Origin of the sequence: Lysobacter silvisoli (assembly GCF_003382365.1) — a bacterium.
Lineage (GTDB): Bacteria > Pseudomonadota > Gammaproteobacteria > Xanthomonadales > Xanthomonadaceae > Lysobacter > Lysobacter silvisoli.
Window position 1 is genome coordinate 67,693 of sequence record NZ_QTSU01000002.1, and the last position, 21,593, is coordinate 89,285.

23 protein-coding genes are annotated in these 21,593 nt (G+C 69.6%); 6 read left to right on the plus strand and 17 right to left on the minus strand.

Annotation, left to right across the window (positions count from 1 at the left end; translation table 11 throughout):
- Window position 1 precedes the first annotated feature (1 nt).
- The 4 genes from DX914_RS20375 to DX914_RS11600 all read right to left on the minus strand — a co-directional run bounded on the left by DX914_RS20375 (window position 2) and on the right by DX914_RS11600 (window position 2,879).
- Complete coding sequence (locus DX914_RS20375) at window positions 2-919, minus strand: TPM domain-containing protein (protein ID WP_115859291.1); 918 nt, start codon at window positions 917-919, stop codon at window positions 2-4.
- A 28-nt stretch (window positions 920-947) separates the two neighbouring features.
- A complete protein-coding gene (locus DX914_RS11590; RefSeq protein WP_115859292.1) occupies window positions 948-1,583 on the minus strand; it encodes a LemA family protein in 636 nt (211 codons plus the stop codon).
- A gap of 120 nt (window positions 1,584-1,703) precedes the next feature.
- Entirely contained in the window at window positions 1,704-2,435 is a 732-nt protein-coding gene (locus DX914_RS11595) for a TerC family protein (protein ID WP_115859293.1), read from the minus strand.
- Between the two features lie 63 nt (window positions 2,436-2,498).
- Window positions 2,499-2,879: a diacylglycerol kinase gene (locus DX914_RS11600; protein ID WP_115859294.1), complete on the minus strand. Its 381-nt coding sequence runs from the start codon at window positions 2,877-2,879 to the stop codon at window positions 2,499-2,501.
- Window positions 2,880-3,293: 414 nt separating this feature from the next.
- On the opposite strand from DX914_RS11600, the gene DX914_RS11605 reads away from it, so the two are divergent.
- The gene (locus DX914_RS11605; protein ID WP_115859295.1) at window positions 3,294-3,752 is read left to right on the plus strand and encodes a VOC family protein; all 459 of its coding nucleotides are present in this window, start codon (window positions 3,294-3,296) and stop codon (window positions 3,750-3,752) included.
- A 723-nt stretch (window positions 3,753-4,475) separates the two neighbouring features.
- On the opposite strand, the gene DX914_RS11610 is transcribed toward DX914_RS11605, so the two are convergent.
- From DX914_RS11610 to DX914_RS11635, 6 genes are all read right to left on the minus strand, one after another.
- Window positions 4,476-5,486, minus strand: coding sequence for an isoaspartyl peptidase/L-asparaginase family protein (locus DX914_RS11610; RefSeq protein ID WP_115860136.1), 1,011 nt, complete (start codon window positions 5,484-5,486; stop codon window positions 4,476-4,478).
- A gap of 208 nt (window positions 5,487-5,694) precedes the next feature.
- Window positions 5,695-6,930, minus strand: a complete 1,236-nt coding sequence (locus tag DX914_RS11615) for an ABC transporter permease (RefSeq protein ID WP_115859296.1) — start codon at window positions 6,928-6,930, stop codon at window positions 5,695-5,697.
- Window positions 6,927-7,631: an ABC transporter ATP-binding protein gene (locus tag DX914_RS11620; protein ID WP_115859297.1), complete on the minus strand. Its 705-nt coding sequence runs from the start codon at window positions 7,629-7,631 to the stop codon at window positions 6,927-6,929. The genes DX914_RS11615 and DX914_RS11620 overlap by 4 nt, the downstream gene beginning before the upstream one ends.
- On the minus strand, window positions 7,628-9,196 hold the full coding sequence (locus DX914_RS11625) for an efflux RND transporter periplasmic adaptor subunit (RefSeq protein ID WP_115859298.1): 1,569 nt from the start codon (window positions 9,194-9,196) through the stop codon (window positions 7,628-7,630). Before DX914_RS11625 ends, DX914_RS11620 begins: the two co-directional genes overlap by 4 nt.
- A 463-nt stretch (window positions 9,197-9,659) precedes the next feature.
- A complete protein-coding gene (locus DX914_RS11630; RefSeq protein WP_115859299.1) occupies window positions 9,660-10,943 on the minus strand; it encodes a sensor histidine kinase in 1,284 nt (427 codons plus the stop codon).
- Window positions 10,944-10,955: 12 nt separating this feature from the next.
- Window positions 10,956-11,666, minus strand: coding sequence for a response regulator transcription factor (locus DX914_RS11635; RefSeq protein ID WP_055900565.1), 711 nt, complete (start codon window positions 11,664-11,666; stop codon window positions 10,956-10,958).
- Window positions 11,667-11,783: 117 nt separating this feature from the next.
- Between DX914_RS11635 and DX914_RS11640 the strand changes: the two genes are divergently transcribed.
- The 3 genes from DX914_RS11640 (at window position 11,784) to DX914_RS11650 (ending at window position 14,221) form a co-directional block, all read left to right on the plus strand.
- Window positions 11,784-12,125 carry a DMT family protein gene (locus DX914_RS11640; protein ID WP_115859300.1) on the plus strand — a complete coding sequence of 114 codons (342 nt, stop codon included), beginning with the start codon at window positions 11,784-11,786 and terminating at the stop codon, window positions 12,123-12,125.
- Window positions 12,126-12,377: 252 nt separating this feature from the next.
- Window positions 12,378-13,022 carry a hypothetical protein gene (locus DX914_RS11645; protein WP_115859301.1) on the plus strand — a complete coding sequence of 215 codons (645 nt, stop codon included), beginning with the start codon at window positions 12,378-12,380 and terminating at the stop codon, window positions 13,020-13,022.
- Window positions 13,023-13,051: 29 nt separating this feature from the next.
- Entirely contained in the window at window positions 13,052-14,221 is a 1,170-nt protein-coding gene (locus tag DX914_RS11650) for a peptidoglycan-binding protein (protein ID WP_115859302.1), read from the plus strand.
- A gap of 233 nt (window positions 14,222-14,454) precedes the next feature.
- Here DX914_RS11650 and DX914_RS11655 read toward each other — a convergent pair whose 3' ends face one another.
- Genes DX914_RS11655 through nudE form a run of 5 tightly spaced genes read right to left on the minus strand, consistent with a single transcriptional unit; the run spans window position 14,455 to window position 17,718 of the window.
- On the minus strand, window positions 14,455-14,760 hold the full coding sequence (locus tag DX914_RS11655) for an Mpo1-like protein (RefSeq protein ID WP_115859303.1): 306 nt from the start codon (window positions 14,758-14,760) through the stop codon (window positions 14,455-14,457).
- A gap of 44 nt (window positions 14,761-14,804) precedes the next feature.
- Entirely contained in the window at window positions 14,805-15,515 is a 711-nt protein-coding gene (locus DX914_RS11660) for a hypothetical protein (protein ID WP_115859304.1), read from the minus strand.
- Entirely contained in the window at window positions 15,508-16,344 is an 837-nt protein-coding gene (gene mazG / locus DX914_RS11665; protein WP_231118251.1) for a nucleoside triphosphate pyrophosphohydrolase, read from the minus strand. The genes DX914_RS11660 and mazG overlap by 8 nt, the downstream gene beginning before the upstream one ends.
- Window positions 16,337-17,176, minus strand: coding sequence for a 3'(2'),5'-bisphosphate nucleotidase CysQ (gene cysQ, locus DX914_RS11670; protein WP_115859306.1), 840 nt, complete (start codon window positions 17,174-17,176; stop codon window positions 16,337-16,339). The genes mazG and cysQ overlap by 8 nt, the downstream gene beginning before the upstream one ends.
- Complete coding sequence (gene nudE / locus DX914_RS11675; protein WP_115859307.1) at window positions 17,173-17,718, minus strand: ADP compounds hydrolase NudE; 546 nt, start codon at window positions 17,716-17,718, stop codon at window positions 17,173-17,175. Before nudE ends, cysQ begins: the two co-directional genes overlap by 4 nt.
- Before the next feature lie 77 nt (window positions 17,719-17,795).
- On the opposite strand from nudE, the gene bioA reads away from it, so the two are divergent.
- On the plus strand, window positions 17,796-19,190 hold the full coding sequence (bioA, locus tag DX914_RS11680; protein WP_115859308.1) for an adenosylmethionine--8-amino-7-oxononanoate transaminase: 1,395 nt from the start codon (window positions 17,796-17,798) through the stop codon (window positions 19,188-19,190).
- The gene (locus DX914_RS11685) at window positions 19,187-19,924 is read left to right on the plus strand and encodes a 16S rRNA (uracil(1498)-N(3))-methyltransferase (RefSeq protein ID WP_115859309.1); all 738 of its coding nucleotides are present in this window, start codon (window positions 19,187-19,189) and stop codon (window positions 19,922-19,924) included. Before bioA ends, DX914_RS11685 begins: the two co-directional genes overlap by 4 nt.
- A 72-nt stretch (window positions 19,925-19,996) precedes the next feature.
- On the opposite strand, the gene DX914_RS11690 is transcribed toward DX914_RS11685, so the two are convergent.
- Both DX914_RS11690 and DX914_RS11695 read right to left on the minus strand, forming a co-directional pair.
- Window positions 19,997-21,067: an acyltransferase family protein gene (locus DX914_RS11690; RefSeq protein WP_115859310.1), complete on the minus strand. Its 1,071-nt coding sequence runs from the start codon at window positions 21,065-21,067 to the stop codon at window positions 19,997-19,999.
- A 16-nt stretch (window positions 21,068-21,083) separates the two neighbouring features.
- Entirely contained in the window at window positions 21,084-21,590 is a 507-nt protein-coding gene (locus DX914_RS11695; protein ID WP_115859311.1) for a chemotaxis protein CheW, read from the minus strand.
- Window positions 21,591-21,593: the final 3 nt, after the last annotated feature.

The following is a 21,593-nucleotide window of genomic DNA, read 5'->3' on the forward strand; positions in this document are numbered from 1 at the left end:
GTCACCAGCTGCCGGAGGCGCCGCCGCCTCCGCTGGAACCGCCGCCACCCGACCAGCCGCCGCCACCGCCGCCGCCGAATCCGCCACCCCCGCCCCAGTCGCCACCGCCGCCGCCCCAACCGCCATAGCCGGCATCGCGGGCGAAACGGCCGCTGCGGCTAGCGCTGAGCAGGCCGGTGACGAAGCCGATCACCGCGCCCAGGCCGCCGACCAGCAGGAACGAGGACAACAGCCAGGCCGCGCCGCCGGCCGCGCCGGCGCCGAGCAGCGCGCGCAGCGGGCGCGGCGCGCCGTTGAAGACGGCACGCGCGACCTGGGCCACGACCAAGGCCACGAACAACGAGATCAGGATGCTTTCCCCGCCGCCGCCACCGCCGCTATCGGCGCGGTTGTCGGCCATCGGCGCCGGCAGCGGTTCGCCGTCGATGAGCTTGGTCAGCGCCGCGCTGGCCTCGACGATGCCGCCGGCGTAATCGCCGTTGCGGAAATGCGGCACCAGGTATTCCTGGATCACCCGACTGGCGGTGGCGTCCGGGATCGCGCCCTCCAGGCCGTAGCCGACCTCGATGCGCACGCGCCGGTCCTGCTTGGCCACCACCAGCAGCACGCCATCGTCCACGCCCTTGCGGCCCAGCTTCCATTGCTCGAACGCGCGCACCGCGTACTGGGCGATGTCTTCGGGCTGGGTCGTGGGCACCAGCAGCACCTGCAGCTGGCTGCCCTTGCGCTGCTGCAGGGCCAACGCCTGCGCTTCCAGTTGCTGGCGCGCGCCCGCGTCCAGGGTGCCGGTGGTGTCGACCACCGGCGAGTCCATCTTGGGAATGGGCGCCAGATCCTGTGCCTGCGCGACGATCGCTGCCAGCCATAACGCGGCCGTCAGCCACAAGCCGCGCCAGACGGCACCGCCGCGCGTGGCCATGCGTGCGCTCACGCTCGCGCGCCCGTCCTCAGCCCGCCGGCGCCGGCTGCTGCGCGGGCGGTTGCTGCTGCGGTTGCGCCGGCTGGTTGAAGTCGACCTGCGGCGCGTTCTGGATCTGCTGTTCGTTCTCGACCGTGAAGTTGGGCTTGGTCTTGTAGCCGAACATCATCGCGGTCAGGTTCTGCGGGAACGAACGCACGTAGGTGTTGTAGTCCTGCACCGTCTGGATGTAGCGCTGGCGCTCGACGGTGATGCGGTTCTCGGTGCCTTCCAGCTGCGCCTGCAGCTGCAGGAAGTTCTGGTCGGCCTTGAGCTGCGGGTAGTTCTCGCTGACCACCAGCAGGCGGCCGATCGCGCTCTGCAATTCGCCCTGGGCCTGCTGGAACTGGGCCAGCGAAGCCGGATCGTCGGCGTTGACGTTGATGCTGCCGACCTTGGAGCGCGCCTGGGTGACCTGGGTCAGCACCTGCTGCTCGTGATTGGCGTAGCCCTTGACCGTGGCGACCAGGTTAGGCACCAAATCGGCACGTCGCTTGTAGACATTCAGCACCTGCGACCAGGCCGCTTTCACCGCCTCGTCCTTCTGCTGGATGGTGTTGTAGCCGCAGCCGCTGAGCAACGTAGCGGCCGCGAGCAGCATGAGCGACATCAGAACCTTACGCATGGCGCGACTCCTGGCCTGGGACCGGGGCATTGCACCACCGGCGCGCGCGCCTTGCAATGGACGCCGCGTGATCGCGGCGCCCGGTTGCCGGCGCCGCGAGGGGCGGCGCCGGCGGTGACTTCAGTCGGCCGAAACCCGCGCCGCGGCGCGGCGCTTGGCCCACAGGTTCAGGCACTCCACCGCGGCGGAGAAGCCCATCGCGCCGTAGATGTAGCCCTTGGGAATGTGCAGCTCGAAACCGTCGGCGACCAGGTAGGCGCCCACCAGCACGATGAAGGCCAGCGCCAGCATCTTGATGGTCGGGTTGCGGTCGATGAACTCGCCCAGCGGCTTGGACGCCAGCAGCATCACCGCCACCGCCAGCAGGATCGCCGCCACCATCACCGGGGTGTGGCTGGCCATGCCCACGGCCGCGATCACCGAGTCCAGCGAGAACACGATGTCGATCACCGCGATCTGCGCGATCACCGCCATGAACGACGCCGCCGGCTTGCTGTGCACGTCCTCGGACTCGCCCGCGCCGACGATCATGTCGCGCATTTCCATCGAGCCCTTCACCAGCAGGAACGCGCCGCCCAGGATCAGCACCAGGTCGCGCACCGAGATGCCCTGGCCGAAGATCGAGAACAGGTCGCTGGTCAGACCGGCCAGCCAGGCCAGGGTCAGCAGCAGCGCGATACGGGTGATGCACGCCACCGCGATGCCGAACTTGCGCGCCTTCTCGCGCTGCGCGTACGGCAGCTTGCTGACCGCGATCGAGATGAACACGAGGTTGTCGATGCCCAGCACGATCTCGATCGCGCTCAGGGTGACCAGGGTGATCCACACTTGCGGATCGGTGAGCATTTCCATCACTTGCGGGGTTTCCTAGCTTTTTGAAATCGGTGTTTGAAATCGGTGGTAGGGGCGGCGCGCTTACAAAAAGCGCGGCAGGACGATCGCGCCCCAGGTCAGCAATACGTTCATCATCAATACGAACACCGCGGCCGAGCCCATGTCCTTGGCCCGGCCGGCCAGTTCATGGAACTCGGGGCCGTAACGTTCGATCACCGCTTCGACCGCGGAGTTCAACAGCTCGATGCTCAGCACCAGCAGCATCGAGCCGATCAGCAGCACGCGCTCGACCGGGGTCTGGCCCAGCCACCAGCCCAGCGGCGCCAGCACCGCGAACAGATAGACCTCGAGCCGGAACGAAGATTCGTGCAGCCAGGCCGCGCGCAGGCCCTGGAACGACCACTTGGTCGCCTTGAGGATGCGTCCGGGGCCGCGCGGCAGGTGGCCGAAGTTGTCTGCCATCGCCAGCCTCAGCAACCGCAACGGGCGTGGACCGGCCGGGCGCGGAGCGCCGGCGGCAGGGCGGACGTCGCGGCGCGGCCGCGGCGGAAGGGCTCGGTCGTGGGCATGAAGGGTCGGGCTCTCTCCGGACGGGCCGGACGGGCGCAGCCGGCGGCCGCTACAGGGGCTGGATTCTGCCATAAGCCCCGCGGCGGTGCCCTCGCGGCCGGCCTTGCCGCCCGGATGGGCACGGCCGGTATGCGCCGCGGCCCAGACGGGCCGGAAATCGCCCTGCGCCGCCTGCAATCGCAGAGACGTCTGCGACAGACAGTGCCTGCGAGCGTCGCAGGCGGTGAGAACCGGCGCACGCAGCATGCCTGCCCGCAGCAACCGGCCGGTTCATCCGGACCCGGCCGCCCACCAGGAGACCGCGACATGGCAGTACAGCCCCGCCCCGACGGCTACCACAGCGTCACGCCCTACCTGATCGTCCACGACGCCGCCGCCGCGATCGACTTCTACGTGCGCGCCCTGAACGCCAGCGAGATCTACCGCCTGCCCATGGGCGACAAGATCGGCCACGCCGAAATCCGCATCGGCGACAGCGTGATCATGCTGTCGGACGAATGGCCGGACATGAACGCCCTCAGCCCCAAGACCCGCGGCGGCGCCACCGCCGCCTTCATGATCTACGTCGACGACTCCGACGCCGCCTTCGCCCAGGCCGTGCAGGCTGGCGGCCGCATCGACAAACCCATCGAGAACCAGTTCTGGGGCGACCGCACCGGCACCATTCTCGATCCCTTCGGCCACAAGTGGACCCTGGCCACGCATGTGGAGGACGTGTCGGAGGACGAGATGCAGCGGCGGATGGAGGAGTGGTCGCGGCAGTGAGGGCTCTTGCCTGGAAATGCAGATGGCGGCGCGAGATTGCGGCTACGCGTGCCCTCACCCCAACCCCTCTCCCGTGAACGGGAGAGGGGCTAAAGCAGCAAGCGGCTACGTCGGATTTGTTCCCTCTCCCGTTTACGGGAGAGGGTTAGGGTGAGGGGGTGAGCGCAAAGCGCGAATGCTCTTGATCCCCGCTCGGGCCCCGAACTCGTCGCCCCAATAGCAGACCCGCAGGGCGGCGCACAGGACGTGCGCCGTTTTTCGCTGGCACAGGATGTGCCATCGAAAAATCCCCGCGCACGCACCGATCTCGCACGGGAGCTCTGGGGCAGCGTTTTTCTTTGGTTACTTTCTTTTGACGCTCATCAAAAGAAAGTAACCCGGCCGCTTGCGGACGGAAGCCGTTGCTGTTGCTTCAACCAACACACCCACACACCTTCGCGAGCTCGGAGCGGATCGCGGCTCACGCCGCTCCTACAGAGGGCGCGTATCTCACAGAAACGGAGGCCTTCGCCGTAGGCGAGGATTCGGGGTCGCAGCTTGCGCAGCTCCTACACCGGGCGTGCGCAGCTCTCGTCGTGGGTGAGATTCGCGGTCGCGGCTTACGCCGCTCCTACCCCACAGCGTCAGCGCAGACCCCGCGCAGGCCGAGGCCTTCCTCGCAACTGTGGAGCCGCAGTCGCGGCCTGCGTAGATCCTAAAGGCATGCGCCGCCTTCGCGCGCGATCAGTCGTCCTCGTGGATCGCCGTGCCGCGGCTGCCGTCGGGCTTGATCCAGCCGCGGAACATGCTGCCGCTGTTGAAAGGCATGACGATGGTCCCGTCGCGGTCCAGCGCGATCGCGCCGCCGTCGCCGCCGGCGGCCGGAATGAGCTTGTTGATGACCTCGTCCGCCGCCGCCTGCAGGCTGTCGCCGCGATAGGCCACGCGCGCGCAGATGTCGTGCGCGGCGTTGTAGCGGATGTAGTACTCGCCCCAACCCGTGCCCGACACCCCGCAGCGCTCGTCGGCCCAGGTGCCCGCGCCGATCACCGGCGCATCGCCGACCCGGCCGTAGCGCTTGTTGGTCATGCCGCCAGTGCTGGTGGCCGCGGCGATGTGGCCGGCGCGGTCCAGCGCCACCGCGCCCACGGTGCCGAAGTACTTGGGCGCGTCGGTGGCCGCGTTGGCCTCGCGCTTGCTCTTGGCCGCCTCCTCGCGCTGCGCCTTCTCCAACTGCTGGCGGCGCTTGGGCGTGTCGAACCAGCTGTTGGGCACGCGCTCGATCTCCGGGCGCGTGTCGGCGTAGGCCTCGGCGCCGGCGCCGGCCATCATCACGTGCGGGCTGTGCTCCATCACCGTGCGCGCGAGCTTGATCGGGTTCTTCACCGTGGTCACGCCGGCCACCGCGCCGGCGCGGCGGGTGTGGCCCTCCATGATCGAGGCGTCGAGTTCGTGGCCGCCGCGCGCGTTGAACACCGCGCCCTTGCCGGCGTTGAAGATCGGCGAGTCCTCCAGCACCACCACCGCGGCCGAGACCGCGTCCAGCGCGCTGCCGCCGTCCTGGAGTACCGCATAACCGGCATCCAGCGCGCGGTTGAGGTCGGCATGCGCGGCCTTGCGGTCCTGCGCGCTGAGCGCGTCGCGCGGCACGAAGCCGGCGCCGCCGTGGATCACCAGCGCGATCGGGCGTTCGGGCGGAGTCTGGGCGAGTGCGGCGGTGCTGGACATGGCGGCTAGGCTCAGCAGCAGGATCATCGTACGCGGCAACGGCAGGCGCATGGCGGTCTCCTCAGGGTAGCGCGAGGATAGCCGCATGCACCGCGCTTGGCGTGTTGCGGGGCCACAAACACACGGTGGGAGCGACGTAAACCGCGATTCGCTCCGAACTCGCGGCGATGCGTCCCGGCTGGAAAGCGCATCGCGGCTCACGCCGCTCCCGCAGTCACAGGGTAAGGCGGCCCCGTTACTGCTGCCGCAGCGCCTCGATCGGGTCCAGCAGCGAGGCCTTGCGCGCCGGGTAGTAGCCGAAGAACAGGCCAGTGGCGATCGAGAACGCCGCCGCCAGGCCCACGACCTTCGCGTTCAACGCCACCGGCAGCGAACCCAGCTTGCCCACCAGCAACGCGCCGACCACGCCGATGGCGATGCCGATCACGCCGCCGATCATCGCGATCACCATGGCCTCGGCCAGGAACTGGCGGCGGATGTCGCTGGGCCCCGCACCCACGGCCATGCGCAGGCCGATCTCGCGGATGCGCTCGGTCACCGACACCAGCATGATGTTCATGATGCCGATGCCGCCGATGATCAGGCAGATCGTCGCCACCGCGCCCAGCAGCTTGGACATCAGGTTGGTGGTGGCGGTGCGCGTGGCCACCACCTCGGCGATGTTGCGCACGGTGAAGTCGTCGTCGGCGCCCGGCTGGATCTTGTGGCGCTGGCGCAGCAGCGCCTCGATCTCGCCTTGCGCGTAGGTCACGTCCTCGGCGCGGCCCACGCCCACCGCGATCTGCATGACCGCGCCGGTGGGCAGACCCATCGCGCCGAGCAGGCGGCGGCGGCCGGTTTCCAATGGCACCAGCAGGATGTCGTCCTGGTCCTGGCCGAAACCGCCCTGGCCCTTGGGCTTGAGCGTGCCGGCCACGGTGAACGGCACCCGGCCCAGGCGGATGGTCTGGCCCACCGCGTCCTCGTCGCCGAACAATTCGCGGCGCACGGTTTCGCCCAGGATCACGGTCTTGCCGCCGCCGCTGTAGTCGCGCGCCTCGAAGCCGTTGCCCGAGGCGATGACCCAGCCGTTGATGTCGAAGAAATCCGGCTGCACGCCCTGCCACTGGGTCGACCAGTTGTTCTCGGCGTAGACCACCTGGGTGCCGCCGCGCAGCGAGCCGGCCACGTACTGCACCTCGGGGATTTCCTCGCGGATCGCTTCGGCGTCGCCCTCGTTGAGGGTGAAGAAGCTCGACGCGCTCATGCGCGCGCCGCCGGTGCCGCGACCGGCGCCGGAGCTGATGTCCAGGCGGTTGGACCCCAGGCCGGAGACCAGCTTGTCGATCTCCTGCTGGGTGCCCTGCCCTACCGAGACCATGACGATGACGGCGGCGATGCCGATGATCACGCCCAGCGAGGTCAGCGCGCTGCGCAGCCAGTTGCCGCGCAGGGCGAAGACGGCGGTGCGCAGGACTTCGAGGAAGTTCATGCCGCCACCTCTTGTTCATGGAGCTCCCCGTCACGCATCGCGAACACGCGATCGCAGTGCGCGGCCACGTCCGGATCGTGGGTGATCAGCACCACCGTGTGGTCCTCGGCCTGCAGGCGCTTGAACAGCGCCAGGATCTCCTCGCCGGTCTTGGTGTCCAGCGCGCCGGTGGGCTCGTCGGCGAGCAGGATCGGCGGGCGGTTGATCAGCGCGCGCGCGATCGCCACGCGCTGCTGCTGGCCGCCGGACAGTTCGCTGGGCCGGTGCCCGGCGCGCTCGGCCAGGCCGACCGAGGCCAAAGCTTCGCGCGCGCGCTGCAACCGCTCCTCGCGCGGCACGTTGGCATAGCCCATGGGCATGGCCACGTTCTCCAGCGCGTTCATGCGCGGCAACAGGTTGAAGCCCTGGAACACGAAGCCGATTTTCTCCAGCCGCAGCGCCGCGCGCTCCTCGGCGTCCAGCGTGGCCACGTCCACGCCGTCGCACAGGTACTGGCCGCTGCTGGGCGTGTCCAGGCAGCCGATCAGGTTCATCAGCGTGGACTTGCCCGAACCCGACGGGCCCATGATCGCCACGAACTCGCCGCGGCCGATGCGCAGGTCCACCGCCTGCAGCGCGATCACTTCGGCCTCGGTGCCGGGCGAGTAGACCTTGCCCAGCGCGCGCGTTTCGATCACCGCCTCTTTGCCGGGCGAACTCATTTGCCGTTGCGCCCGCTGCCGACGATCACCTCGTCGCCCTCGCGCACGTCGCCGGACACCTCGGTCCAGCTGCCGTCGCTGGCGCCCACGCGCACCAGGCTGACCTGCGGCTTGCCGGCCACCAGCTTGTACAGCGGCGCGCGGCGCGCGTTGAGCAGGGCCGAAACCTCGCTGTCCCAACGCGCCTGCTGCTGCGGGTTGAGGCTGGCACGGAACGCGCCGAACTGCTGGTTGAAACGCTCCTGCATGCGCTGGCGCATCGCGCCCATCATGGCGTTGGCGTTGCCGCCGCTGCGCATCATGACCACGCCGCCGCCACCGCCGCCCGGGCCGCGACCGCCGCCGAACAACGGGCTGCCGCCGCCGTTGGCGGGCGCGGCGGCCTGGCGCGCGGCCGAGCGCTGCTTCATTTCCACCAGCGCGGCGTCGAACGCGGCGCGCTGGGTCGCATCCAGGCGCAGCGGCTCGACCACGCGCGGCAGGTCGTCGGCCATGCCGCCGCCGCGCATGCCGCCGGGGCCGCCGGGACCGCCCGGGCCCTGGGCCGCAGCCGGGTCGTCGTCGGCCGGCTTGTAGCGCAGCGCGGCGTTGCTCACCCGCAGCACGTCGTCGCGGCGGCTGACTTCGATCTCGGCGTTGGCGGTCATGCCCGGCAGCAGGATCTGGTCGGCGTTGTCCACCGACACCACCACCGGGTAGGTGATCACGTTGCTGGTATTGGTCGCCGACAGGCGCACCTGCTGGACCTTGCCGCGGAACTGGCGGTCGGGGAAGGAGTCCACGGTGAAGCTCACGCCCTGCCCGGCCTTGACCTGGCCGATGTCGGCCTCGTCGATGGCCAGCACGATCTCCATCTTCTTCAGGTCTTCGGCGATCTGGAACAGCACCGGCGACTGCAGGCTGGCCGCCACGGTCTGGCCCGGCTCGACCGAACGGGTCAGCACCACGCCGTCCACCGGCGAGCGGATCACGGTGCGCTCCAGATTCAGGCGCGTGGTCTGGGTGGACGCGATCTGCTGGTGGATCTGCGCCTGCGCCGAAGCCACCTGCGCGCGCGCCTGGTCGCGCGCGGCGCGGGCCAGGTCGGCGTCGCTGCGCGCGACCAGTTGCTGCCCCACCAGCGTCGACTTGCGCTGGTAATCCAGCTCGGCGTTGCGCAGCGTGGCCTCGGCCGTGGCCAGGCTGGCGCGCGCGCTGTTGATCTGCGCCGAGCCCTGCTCGATCTGGGTCTGGTAGGTGCTGGGGTCGATCTTGGCGATGACCTGGCCCTTCTTGACCTGGTCGTTATAGTCCACCAGCACCTCCAGCACCTGGCCGGAGATCTGGCTGCCCACGTCCACCGTGGAGATCGCCGCCAACGCGCCGGTGGCCGAGATCGCCACGCGGATGTCGCCGCGCTGGACCTTGGCCGTGCGGTAGGCGCTGGCCTCGGCTTCGGCGCCCCTCTGGCGGTAGTACCAGTAGCCGCCGCCGGCCAGCGCCGCCACTACCACGGCGGCGATCGCGTAACGGGTCCAGGGGGAGGATTTGCGGGCGGGCGACTGCGGCTTGCGGGCTGCGCTCATGAGGTTCTAGTTGGAAGGTATGGAGCCGGCAACGCGCGCGGCGGCTTTGGGTTGACAGGCCGGGGCGAGCGATCGTTCCCGGAACGGCGGGCTTCATGGCGCGCTCAGCTTAGCCTTAGCCCGGGCGCGACCGGTATGCCGGCCGGTGCCGGCGGGCGTCAATGAGGATGCGGCAGGGGCGGCTAGGGTCGCAGCCGAGCTTATCCGGAACCCATCGGCCCCTCCCCGTCATTCCGGCGCAAGCCGGAACCCATGTTGATTTGCTACGCAGCCGGCGTTGGAGCCTGAAGTTTGCAAGCGAAAGTCAAAATGGGTTCCGGCTTGCGCCGGAATGACGCAGGGTTGAGGCTGCAATCAGCTGGGTTGAGGCTGCGATCAGGTGAGGTGAGGTCGCGATCTTGCGCACAAATGGCTGCGCTCAATGCTCAAACTGGCGTGTCGCCGGGCGAGCCACCCTGCCCGCTCAGTGGCTGAAGCGGATCACCGCCAGGGTGCCCTTGCCCGGCACGCTGCTCAGCTGCACCGGCCAGCCGAAGCGGTCGCCCAGGCGCCGCACGATCGACAGGCCCATGCCCTTGCCGTCCTCGCCGGAGAAGTCGGCGCGGTAGAACGGGTCGAACGCGCGGGTCAGGGTTTCGGCCGACATGCCGATGCCGGTGTCGCGGATTTCGATGCGGTCGCGCGCCAGGCGCACGTCGATGCGGCCGACATCGGTGAAGCGCACCGCGTTGCTGAGCAGGTTGCCCACCATCACGCTGAGCACGTGCGGCGGCGCCAGCAGGCGCGGCGCGCCGTCGTCGGTCACGCTGAGCTCGATCTCCTTGCCGGTCAGCAGCGGGCGCACCCGCTCGACCTCGTGATCGACGATCTCGCGCACCGGGAATTCCTCGCTCTGCGGCGCGATCTCGGCCTCGCGCGCCAGGATCAGGAAGGCATCGATCACCGCCTCCATGTCGCGGCCGGCGCGCTGCACCCGCGCCAGCGAGCGCTGCGCGCGTACCGGCGTTTCCGGGTCGGCCAGCATCAGGTCGGTGGCCACGCGGATCACCGTCAGCGGGGTGCGCAGCTCGTGGCTGGCGTCGCGGGTGAAGTCGCGCTCGCGCTGGACGAATTCGCCCACGCGTTCGGCCAGGCCGCGCAACGCCGCCGACAGCTGGCGCACCTCGCTGCCGATCTCGCCGGGCAAATGCTCCAACGCCACCGAGGCCGCGCGCGGATCGCGCGGGTCCCAATGCGCGACGGCCGCGGCGAGCCGGTTGACCGGCGTCACCAGGCGCTTGGTGTTGCGGTAGGTCAGCCAGGAAATCAGGTACATCGTGGTCAGCGACAGCAGCAGCGCGGCCAGGCCGGTGAACACGATCGCCTCGTCGATGAGCTGGGGGTCGAACAGCAGATAGAACGTACCCTCCGGCCGTCGGTTCACCAGCAGCAGGCGCGGGTCGCCGCGCAGGCTGCTCAGGCCCGGGCCGACCGTGCCGTGCACCACCTCGGGCAGGTGCGCGTCGGCCGGGTTGGTCCCGGCCGGCACGAAATAGCCGGCCGTGGTGGAGGTGATCGGCAACGGATGCGCCGGGTTGGCCGCACGGCCCTGCCAATAGGCATCGGCCTCGCGCTGCATGCGTTGCTCGATCACCACCTGGCGCACGATCAGCCCCGCCAGGGTGATGCCCAGCGTGATGGCGATGCTGCCGATCAACGCCTGCGCGATGAAGGCAAGCTTGATCTTGCGCGGCAACCCCTGGGGCATGGCGGACTGGGCTCAGTCCGGCGGCTGGGAAATGTCCGCGACCCGGTAGCCGGCGCTTTGCACGGTGTGCAGCAGCTGCTTGCCGAACGGCTTGTCGATGGTCTTGCGCAGGTTGTACAGATGGCTGCGCAGGGTGTCGGAGTCGGGCAGACCGTTGCCCCAGATCTCGCGCTCGATCTCCTGGCGGCTGACCACGCGCGGCGATTCGCGCATCAGGATGGTCAGCAGGCGCAGGCCGATCGGCGAGAGCTGCAGCTCGCTGCCGCCGCGGGTCACCCGCAGGCTGGCCGGGTCCAGCACCAGGTCGGCGACCTTGAGCACCTCGCCGCCGACCTGGCGGCGCTCGCGCCGGATCAGGGCGCGCAGGCGCGCTTCCAGTTCCTGTATCGCGAAGGGCTTGGTCAGGTAGTCGTCGGCGCCGGCGCTGAGGCCGGTGAGCTTTTCGTCCAGGGTGTCGCGGGCGGTGAGCATGAGCACCGGCGTGGACTTGCGCGCTTCCTCGCGCAGCCGCTTGCACACCTCGATGCCGTCCAGGCGCGGCAGCATCAGGTCCAGCACGACCACGTCGTAGCTGTTCTCGGCGGCCAGCCGGTAACCGTCCAGGCCGTCGGCGGCGTAGTCGACTTCGAAGCCGCGGCCTTCCAGGTATTCGCCCACCATCTCGGAGATGTTGCGGTTGTCCTCGACAATAAGGACCAAGCCCCCGTCTCTAGTGCCCTGCATGCAGCGTCTCCATTCCTTCAGTTTTGTGAAGGCTGCCGATTGCCGGGTGGACGCGCCGTGAAGGCGGCGGGTTAGGCTGCCGTTTTCCCGTCCGCTTCCGCCCCGGAACCCCTCGCCATGTCCCTGGACCGCCTCTACCCCATCCTGCTGCTGCTCGGCTCCAACCTGTTCATGACCTTCGCCTGGTACGGCCACCTGAAGTACAAGTCGGCGCCGCTGACCGCCGTGATCCTGGTCAGCTGGGGCATCGCCTTCTTCGAGTACTGCCTGATGGTGCCGGCCAACCGCCTGGGCAGCGCGATCTACTCGGCGCCCCAGCTCAAGGGCATGCAGGAGGTCATCACCCTGCTGGTGTTCGCCGGCTTCAGCGCCTGGTACCTCGAGCAGCCCTTGAAATGGAACCACTGGGCCGGCTTCGGACTGATCGTGGTGGCGGCCTGGTTGATCTTTTTGGATTGAGGCCACCGCGCGTGCCGCCATGGAGCGAACACACGGAAATTTGGACGATCGGCCGCCCACTGGCAAGTAGATAGGGCACGCCAAAAGCGTCTACACGATGCCAATGCGCACACCGCGAATGCAAGCCTCAGCTTCGTGAAGAAAAGTGCGGGCAACGGTTCGGTAGAGTGAGCCTGGAACAGGTTTCGCGGCTCCGCTGCGGCCACCGCGCCGGCCCGACGAACGAACCGCCCAGGCATCGCAAGGATCGCTATGACTCATCGCTCTTCGCTCCACTCGCGCAAACCGACCCGCTACTTCGGCTGCGCCGCGATCGCCGGCGCGCTGTGGCTGAGCGTGGCTTGCGCATCGCAAAGCGCTGCGAGCGACCGTACCTCCGCCCGCAAGGACGTCGATAGCGACGACTTGGCCGCTTTCGTTCCGTCGGGCACGAGCTTGCGGACCAGCGCCCGCGGCGATCTCGACGGCGATGGCGACCAGGACGCCTTGCTGGTGCTCAACCCCGTCGCCGGTGGCGACGCCGCGTTCGCGCCGCGCACGCTGCTCCTGTTGAGACGTGATGCCGGCGGCGCCCTGCGTCTGGCGGTGAGCAGCCCCAAGGCCGTCCTCTGCCGCAGCTGCGGCGGAATGAGCGGCGACCCGCTGCAAGGCATCGATGTCAAAAAAGGCGAGTTCACGCTTCGCTTCGAAGGCGGCTCACGTGAGCTCTGGTCCAGCGAGTACCGGTTCGCGTATCGCTCCCAGGACGACGACTGGCATCTGACCGAAGCCGTCTCACGCGGCTTCGACCGTAGCGACGGCAAGAGCGCGGAGCGCAAACAGGGACCGATCGAATTCGGCGACGTGGCCTTGGGCGAATTCGACCCCAAGCGATTCCCCGCCGACGCGCTTCCATAAGCGACAGCCTCCATACAAGGACGTAAGCCATGCCCACCGAGAACGAAATCGAGATGCTGCGGGCGGCGCGGGTGGCGGGCATCACTACGCGCGAGGAAATGGCCAACTTTATGGCCCAGCTCGGACACGAGTCCGGCGGCTTCGCGCAGATGGAGGAGGGTTTTCGCTACACCCAGGGCCTACAGCAGATTCCGGTCGACTATGCCCACCGTGAGGGGGACGCAGCTCTGGAAACTGCACGACGCCGAGCCTTGGGCGGTCAGCCGGAAGAGCTTGCGCGGCTTATGTACGGCGGCCGTATGGGCAACGACGATGCCGGCGACGGCTACCTTTATCGCGGTCGCGGCTATACCCAGCTCACCGGCGAGGGCAATTATCGCGATGCTGGCCGGGCGTTGGGCCTGGACCTGGTCAGCAACCCGGAGCAGGCGGCCGAGCGCGACACTGCTCAGCGCATCGCGCTGTGGTATTGGGAACAGCGCGTACCGCAGGCGCAGCGCGATGACGTATCCGCGGCTACCGAGGCCATCAACGGCGGTACCAATGGCCTGGCCGACCGCCTCGATCGCTACGATGCCTGGCACGCCCTACTCACTCCGGAGTTCATAACCGAACTCGACGCAGGCCGGGTCCAGGCCGGTGCTGGGGTACAGCCGGCCGCAGGAAGACCTGCGATGGAGGACGGTGCCCTGCGCCGCCTGGAGCGCGGACCGGAAGTCGGAGAACTGCAAGGCAAGCTGCGCGAGCTAGACGTTCGCGACGACTCCAATCGCAGGGTAACGGACAGCGACCGTTTCGACGCATCCACAGAGCAGGCGGTACGCCGCTTCCAGGAGCAGAACGATCTGGCGGTCACCGGACGTGCCGATCCGTCGACCCTGCAGGCGATCGATCGCGCCGTGGAGCGACAACGGCAACAGAACGAACCAGCAACGACACCGGTTCGCGACCAGGGCGAAGCCCATCAGGCACCCACCCGCTCCATGCTGCAACTGGACGACCCACTCCACCCCAACCATGGCATGTACGCCAAGTTGCTGGCTACCGTGAGCGAACGCGACGTTGCACTGGGCCGAACGCCGGATCAACTCAGCGCGCAGCTTTCCGGCGGACTGACCGTGGATGCGCGCGCGCGGACTGGAGGAAATCGAGTTCGCCCAGTTCAGCGCAGACGGCAGCCGGGTCTATATGGCCGATGACCGGGACCCTTCCGCTCCTTGGGCGAGAAAGGCGGTGGGCGACGTCGGTCGGGCCTTACAGCGAACGATGGCGGAAAGCAGCGAACAAGTCGCCGAACTCAACCGCCGTCAGGCGCCGCAGCCGTCGCCCGCGAGCCAGAGCCTGCAGCCCGACGGCCCGGCTTCGCCGGGGCCTCGCTTGGGTTGACGCCGACACACACCGCGAGTGTCGGCGCACCCCGTCCAAGCGTGCTTCAGAACCGGATTTTGCCGGTCAGGATGTCCTTGAACATCACCCAGTCGCCGACGAAGGAGTAGAGCGGGTGCTTGAAGGTGGCCGGGCGGTTCTTCTCGAAGAAGAAGTGGCCGACCCAGGCGAAGCCGTAGCCGCAGACCAGCGCCGCCAGCAGCAGCCAGGGGCGGGCCTGGACGACGGCCAGGGCCAGCAGGATCAGCACGCCGCAGCTGCCGAGGAAGTGCAGGCGCCGGCTGGTGCGGTTGCTGTGTTCGCTGAGGTAGAACGGGTAGAACTCGGTGAAGTTGGCGAAACGCTTGCTCATGCGTGTGCCCTCCTTGCGGTCGCGGATCGGCGCCAGCCCTGCGGTCAGGGCGCCGCTGGCTCGGCGAACAGTCCCCGCGCCTTCAGTACTGTACGTTGCTTGGCTTGGAACAGCTCTTCCAGGCTGTGGCCCAGGCGGCAGCGGGCGCGGCCGCGTTCGAAAACGTAGGCCTGGCGGTCGAAGTCCTGCCGTCTGATGCGCCAGTCCAGCTTGCGCAGATCGAAGTAGGCGTCGGGGCCGAAATCCATGACGTGCGGCGGCGGGATGGTCGCCCGCTCCTCGGCATCGCCCGGGCCGATGGCTCCGCAACCCGCCCATCCGCCCGACACCGTCCGGAACACGGGGTAATACTGGTATTTCTGTTGGTAGTAACCGCCCTCGTCCTTGGATACGAACAACAACACCGTGTCGTGCAAGGAGAACGGCGGCACGCCGTAGTGATCGGCCGCGTTGAACTCGATCGTATCGCTGTCGTAACGGCCATAAACCACTTGCTTCACGCGGTAGCGGGCGCGATAGATCCCATCCATCAGCACGAAGATCTTGCCGGACTCCTGCTGCCGCGCGCTTCGGATTTGCTCGGTGACGTCCTGCACCGACAGCTTCTCGCCCACGAACACCAGCAGATCGGCGCCTTCGTCCGTCGTCTTCAGGGGCGGCGGGGCGTCGACGCTCGCAGCGGCCGCGCGCGCCGGGCCCAGCAAGGCCAGCAGGCCGATGACGACCCCGGCGCAAGCGGCGGCGGCGCTAGCCATCGCGTTCCTCGCGCTTGGCGCGACCCCAGTACGCATCCTGCTCATCCAAGGACAAGGTTTTCAACGGCGTGCCGTCCTGCGTCGCCAACCGTTCCATCGCCCGGAACCGCCGTTCGAACTTGAGGTTGGCGCGACGCAGCGCGGCGCCGACGTCGACCTGGCCGTGGCGGGCCAGGTTGGCGGCGACGAACAGCAGGTCGCCGATCTCGTCTTCCAGGCGGTCGCGCGCGGCCGCGTCGTCGGGCGCGGCAGCCACGGCGTCGAACTCGGCGCGGACCTCGTCGATCTCCTCGTGCAGCTTGGCGATCACCGGGGTCACGCTGGGCCAGTCGAAGCCGACGCTCGCGGCGCGCTTTTGCAGCTTCACCGCACGCTGCCACTCGGGCAGGCCGCGCGCCACGCCGGCCAGGGCCGAGGTGTCGGCTTCGCCGGCGGCCTCGCGCTCGCGGCGCTTCTGTTCTTCCCAGGCCACAGTCTGGGCTTCGGCATCCTCGACGCTGGCGCCGGCGAAGACGTGCGGATGCCGGCGCACCATCTTGTCGCTGATCGCATCGACCACGTCGTCGAACGCGAACGCGCCCTGCTCCTGCGCCATGCGCGCGTGGAACACCACCTGCAGCAGCAGGTCGCCGAGTTCGTCCTTCAGCGCGGGCAGGTCGTTGCGGTCGATCGCGTCGGCGACTTCGTAAGCCTCTTCCACCGTGTAAGGAGCGATGGTGGCGAAGGTCTGCTCCAGGTCCCAGGGGCAGCCGCCGACCGGGTCGCGCAGGCGCGCCATGATCGCCAGCAGGCCGGCCATGCCCGGCGGCAAGGCGGGACCGTCAGCCATCCAGGCTCTCCCGCCACGGCAGCGCGGGGTCGCCCAGGGCGATGAAGTCGCCGTTGAGCACGCCGGGCCGCTGGTTGTAGCGGAACGGCCGTCCGCGCGGGTCCAGCACCTGGCCGCCGGCGGCTTCCAGCACGCACTGGCCGGCGGCGGTGTCCCATTCGCTGGTCGGGCCGAAGCGCGGGTAGATGTCCATGCCGCCCTCGGCGATGCAGCAGAACTTGAGCGAGGAACCCAGGCCGATGGGTTCGGCCTGGCCGCCGACCTGCTGCGCCAGGCGCTGCATGAAGGCTTCGGTGCGCGCGTCGCGGTGCGAGCGGCTGGCGGCCACGCGCAGCGGCGCCACGGCCGGAATGCGCACCTGCAACTCGCGCTCCTGGTCGCCGTCGCGGCGGAAGGCGCGGCCGCCGCGCACGCCGTACCACAGCGCGCCGGTCACCGGCGCCTGGACCACGCCGAACACCGGCACGCCGTCTTCGATCAGGGCCAGGTTGACGGTGAATTCGCCGTTGCGCTTGACGAACTCGCGGGTGCCGTCGAGCGGGTCGACCAGCCACAGCCGGCGCCAGCCGCGGCGTTGTTCGAAGGAAACCTCGTGCGCGGACTCTTCCGACAGCACCGGCACGTCCGGCGTCAGCGCGGCCAGGCCGGCGACGATGCAGTGGTGCGCGGCCAGGTCGGCGGCGGTCAGCGGCGAGGCGTCGGCCTTGTGCTCGACGTCGAAGTCCTGTTCGTAGATGGCCAGGATCGCGGCGGCGGCCTCGCGCGCGATCGCGATCGCGCCTTCCACCAGGCGTTCATCGACGCGCAGCGCGCTATCGTTCGGTTCGGTCATTGGCTGCGCAACCATTCGCGGGCGATGAACAGGGCGGCGATGCTGCGGCCCTCGGAAAAATCTTCGCGCAGGATCAGCTCGTCCAGGCGGTCGAGCTTCCACGGCACCACGTCCAGCTCCTCCGGCTCGTCGCCGGGCAGGCGCTCGGGGTAGAGATCGCGCGCCAGCACGAGTTGGGTCTGGTGGCTCATGTAGGTCGGCGCCAGGGTCAGCGCGCGCAGCTGCAGCAGCGAGCGCGCGCCGTAGCCGGCCTCTTCCTTGAGTTCGCGGTCGGCGGCCTGCAGCGCGGTCTCGCCGGCGTCGATGCGGCCCTTGACCAGGCCCAGCTCGTAGCGGTGCACGCCGGCGGCGTATTCGCGCACCAGCAGCACGGTGTCCTCGTCGATCATCGGCACCACCACCACCGCGCCGTGACCGCGGCCGAGCAGGCGCTCGTAGCGCCGGCGTTCGCCGTTGGAGAACTCCAGGTCCAGCCGCTCCAGCTTGTAGGGGCCGGCGTCGTGCTCGGTGACCGAGTGGATGGTGGGCAGGCGCCGGCTCACCGCAACGCTCCGGTGCGCGTACGGGACGCAAAAGGCGGGATAATGCCCGCATGCAAGAGACGAATCAGCATGCCGCGATGCTAGCAGAGGGCGGCGTCTCCGAGGCCGACGCCTGGCGCGCACGCGACCTGGCGGTGCTGTGGCACCCGTGCACGCAGATGCGCGAGCATCCCGACACCCTGCCGCTGCTGCCGATCGCCAGCGGCCAGGGGCCGTGGCTGCTCGGCCGCGACGGCCACCGCTACCTGGACGCCATTTCCAGCTGGTGGACGAACCTGTTCGGCCATGCCGAGCCGCGCATCGCCGCGGCCATCGCCGCCCAGGCCCAGACCCTGGAGCACGTGATCCTGGCCGGCTGCTCGCACGCGCCGGCGGTGGAGCTGGCCGAGCGCCTGCTGGCGCTGGCGCCGCGCGAGCCCGGGCGGGCGCCCCTGGCCAAGGTCTTCTATGCCGACAACGGTTCGGCTGGGGTGGAGGTCGCGCTGAAGATGGCCTTCCATTGGTTCCGCAACCGCGGCGAACTCCAGCGCACCAAGTTCGTGGCCCTGGACAACGGCTACCACGGCGAAACCCTGGGCGCGCTGGCGGTCGGCGACATCCCGCTGTACCGCCGGGTGTATGCGCCGCTGCTGGCCGAGGCGCTGTTCGCGCCTTCGCCCGATGCCTACCTGTGCGAGCCCGGCGAAAGCGCGGAGCAACGCGCCCAGTGCGCCGCCGACGGCCTGCGCGCGGTGCTGGAACGCCACGCCGGCGAGGTCTGCGCGCTGATCCTGGAGCCGCGGGTGCAGTGCGCCGGCGGCATGCGCATGCACGATGCGTCCTACCTGCGTCGCGCGCGCGCGCTGTGCGACGAGTTCGGCGTGTTCCTGATCGCCGACGAGATCGCGGTCGGCTTCGGCCGCACCGGCACGATGTTCGCGTTCGAGCAGGCCGGCGTGGCGCCGGACCTGATGTGCCTGTCCAAGGGCCTGACCGGCGGCGCGCTGCCGCTGGCGGCGGTTCTGGCCACCCAGACCATCTACGACGGCTTCCTGGACGATTCGCGCGAGCGCGCCTTCCTGCATTCGCACAGCTACACCGGCAACCCGCTGGCCTGCGCCGCGGCGCTGGCCACGCTGGGCATCTTCGCCAGCGACGACGCGGTCGCGCGCAATCGCGCCACCGCCGCGCGCATGGCGCAGCACGCCGCGCCGCTGGCCGAACACGCGCACGTGGCCGACGCGCGCCAGGCCGGCATGATCGTGGCCTTCGAACTGACCCAGGGCGGCGACAAGCGCACGCCCTTCGACCCGGCCGCGCGCATCGGCCTGCGCGCCTACCGCGCCGCGCTGCAGCGCGGCGTGCTGCTGCGGCCGCTGGGCGACGTGCTGTACTGGATGCCGCCCTACTGCATCGACGACGAGGCGCTGGCGCTGCTGGCGCGGACCACGCGCGAGGCCATCGACCACGCGGTGGCGGAGGCCGGCGCATGAGACTGACCCGGGTGTACGTGGACCAGGCGCTGCGCGCCGGCGCCGAGGTGGTGCTGCCGGAGAGCGCGGCCGCGCATCTGTCGCGGGTGCTGCGCCTGGGCGTGGGCGATGCCTGCGTGCTGTTCAACGGCGACGGCCACGACTACGTCGCGCGCATCGCCGCGGCCGGCAAGCGCGAACTGCGCGTGGCCGTCGGCGAGGCCTCGGCGGTGGAGCGCGAGTCGCCGCTGCGGCTGGTGCTGCTGCAAGGCGTGGCGCGCGGCGAGAAGATGGACCTGATTCTGCAGAAGGCCACCGAGCTGGGCGTGGCGGCGGTGTACCCGCTGTGGTCGCAGCGCAGCGAGGTCAAGCTGGACGAGGCGCGCGCCGGGAAGCGTCTGGCGCATTGGCGCAGCGTGGTCGCGTCGGCCTGCGAGCAGAGCGGCCGTGCGCGCGTGCCCGAAGTGGCCGCGCCGCTGGCGCTGGCCGCGGCCCTGGCCGCGCTGCCCGCCGGCGGCCTGCGCTTGATCCTGGACCCGGAAGGCGAACTCGCCTACGCCACCCTGAGCCCGCAGCCCGACGCGGCGATTTACCTGGCGATCGGCCCCGAAGGCGGCTGGTCGCCGCTGGACCGCGAACAACTGCGCGCCGCCGGTTTCGCCGGCCTGCGCCTGGGCCCGCGCATCCTGCGCACCGAAACCGCGGGCCTGGCGGCGATCGCGGCGCTGCAGGCGAAGTTCGGCGATTTGGCGTGAGCGCCGGTTGATGCGGTTCGCTAACGCTCACCGCCTGCTACGCACTACTCGCCAACTCCTATCCGCTATTTTCTAGATCTTGATATGGATGCGCCGCGCATCCAGTAGGCGCACCACCGCCCACCACAGCGCGACGAAGGCCAGCGCGTACGCCAGCGACGGCAGGTAGGGGCCGTAGCGCGGCGTCATCCAATCGGCGTAGGCGTGCCGGTACAGCGGCTCCAGCCAACCGGCGGCGGCCAGGGCGTAGAGCAGGAAAGCCGAGCCGGCGTAGGCGGCGATGGCGTTGACGCCGAAGGCGCGGCCCAGCGCCGGCCAGCCGCGGCGGTCCACCGCCCAGTGGCCGGCGGCTAGCACCGCGCAGGCGATGCCGCCGGTCCACAGCACGTAGCTCGGCGTCCACAGGTTCTTGTTGAAAGGCTGCAAATAGGACGCCGCGTAACCGACGGCCATGCAGGCCAGCGCCGCGATCCATAACGCGCGCGAGTTGCCTGCGCGCAGCCACTGGCCCGCGCGCAGGCCCAGCAAGGTGGTCGCCAGCGCGCCCAGAGTGCTGAGCAGGCCTTCGGGGTCGTGGCCGCGGCCGCTGCCGGGTTCGAGCTGGTAGACGTGCAGGCCCAGCAGCTGGGTGTCGAAGCGGCTGGCCAGGTTGGCGTAAGGCGCGTAGCTGCCGCCGGCGGCGAGCAGCAGGCCGTAGCCCAGCAACAGCGCCAGCAGCAGGCCCCATTGCGCGCGCGCCGGCAAGTACACGGCGCACAGGCCGGCCAGCGCGAAGCACAGGCCGATGCGCTGCAGCACGCCCATGATCCGATAGTGCGCCAGATCGAAGGCCCACCACGCGCACAGGTGCAGCAGCAGCCCCAAACCGAAGATGCGGGCGGCGCGCGTGAGTACGCTGCGCGCCAGCAGCGGCGGCGGATCGCCACGCTCGATGCGCGGCCCCAAGGCCAAGGCCAGCGACACGCCGGCCACGAACAGGAACAGCGGAAAGATCAGGTCGGTGGGCGTGCAGCCGTGCCACTGCGCATGCAGCAGCGGCGCGTAGACATGGCCCCAGTCGCCGGGATTGTTGACCAGCAGCATCGCCGCGACGGTGATCCCGCGCAGCGCGTCTACGGAAGGGTAGCGCGGTGCGGCGCCCACGCGCTGCGCGGCGGACTCAGGCCGCTTGCGCGAGCGCGCCGCCGATCAGGGCCTCGATGGCTTCCAGATCGGGCACGTAGGCCACGTCTTGGTTGAGCACCACGCGCGCGTGCACGCCCTGCGGGATGCCTTCCTGGTTCGCGTCCAGCAGCAGGCCGTCGTCCGACACCGTGACCAGGCGCGGGAAGCCCTGGGTCAGCATGGCGAAGTACGGCGCGCGCGGATCGCCGCCGAGCGCCTTGAGCACCACCACCTTGGAACCCAGGGCGGCGTTTTCCAGCGCGATTTCGGCCATTTCCGAGAACGCGATCAGCGGCAGCTGCCAGCCGCGCCAGCGCAGACGGCCGAGCAGCCAGTGCGGCGCGTTCTCCACCGGTTCCGGCGGCGCGTAGGACAGCACCTCGGCGATGGTGGCGTTGGGCAGCAGCAGGCGCGCGCCGGAGACCTGTACCAGCACCCCGCGGATATCGCTCTTAGGGGCAGCGTTGTCGGCTGCGTCGCTCGTGGTGTTCTGTTCGGACATGGC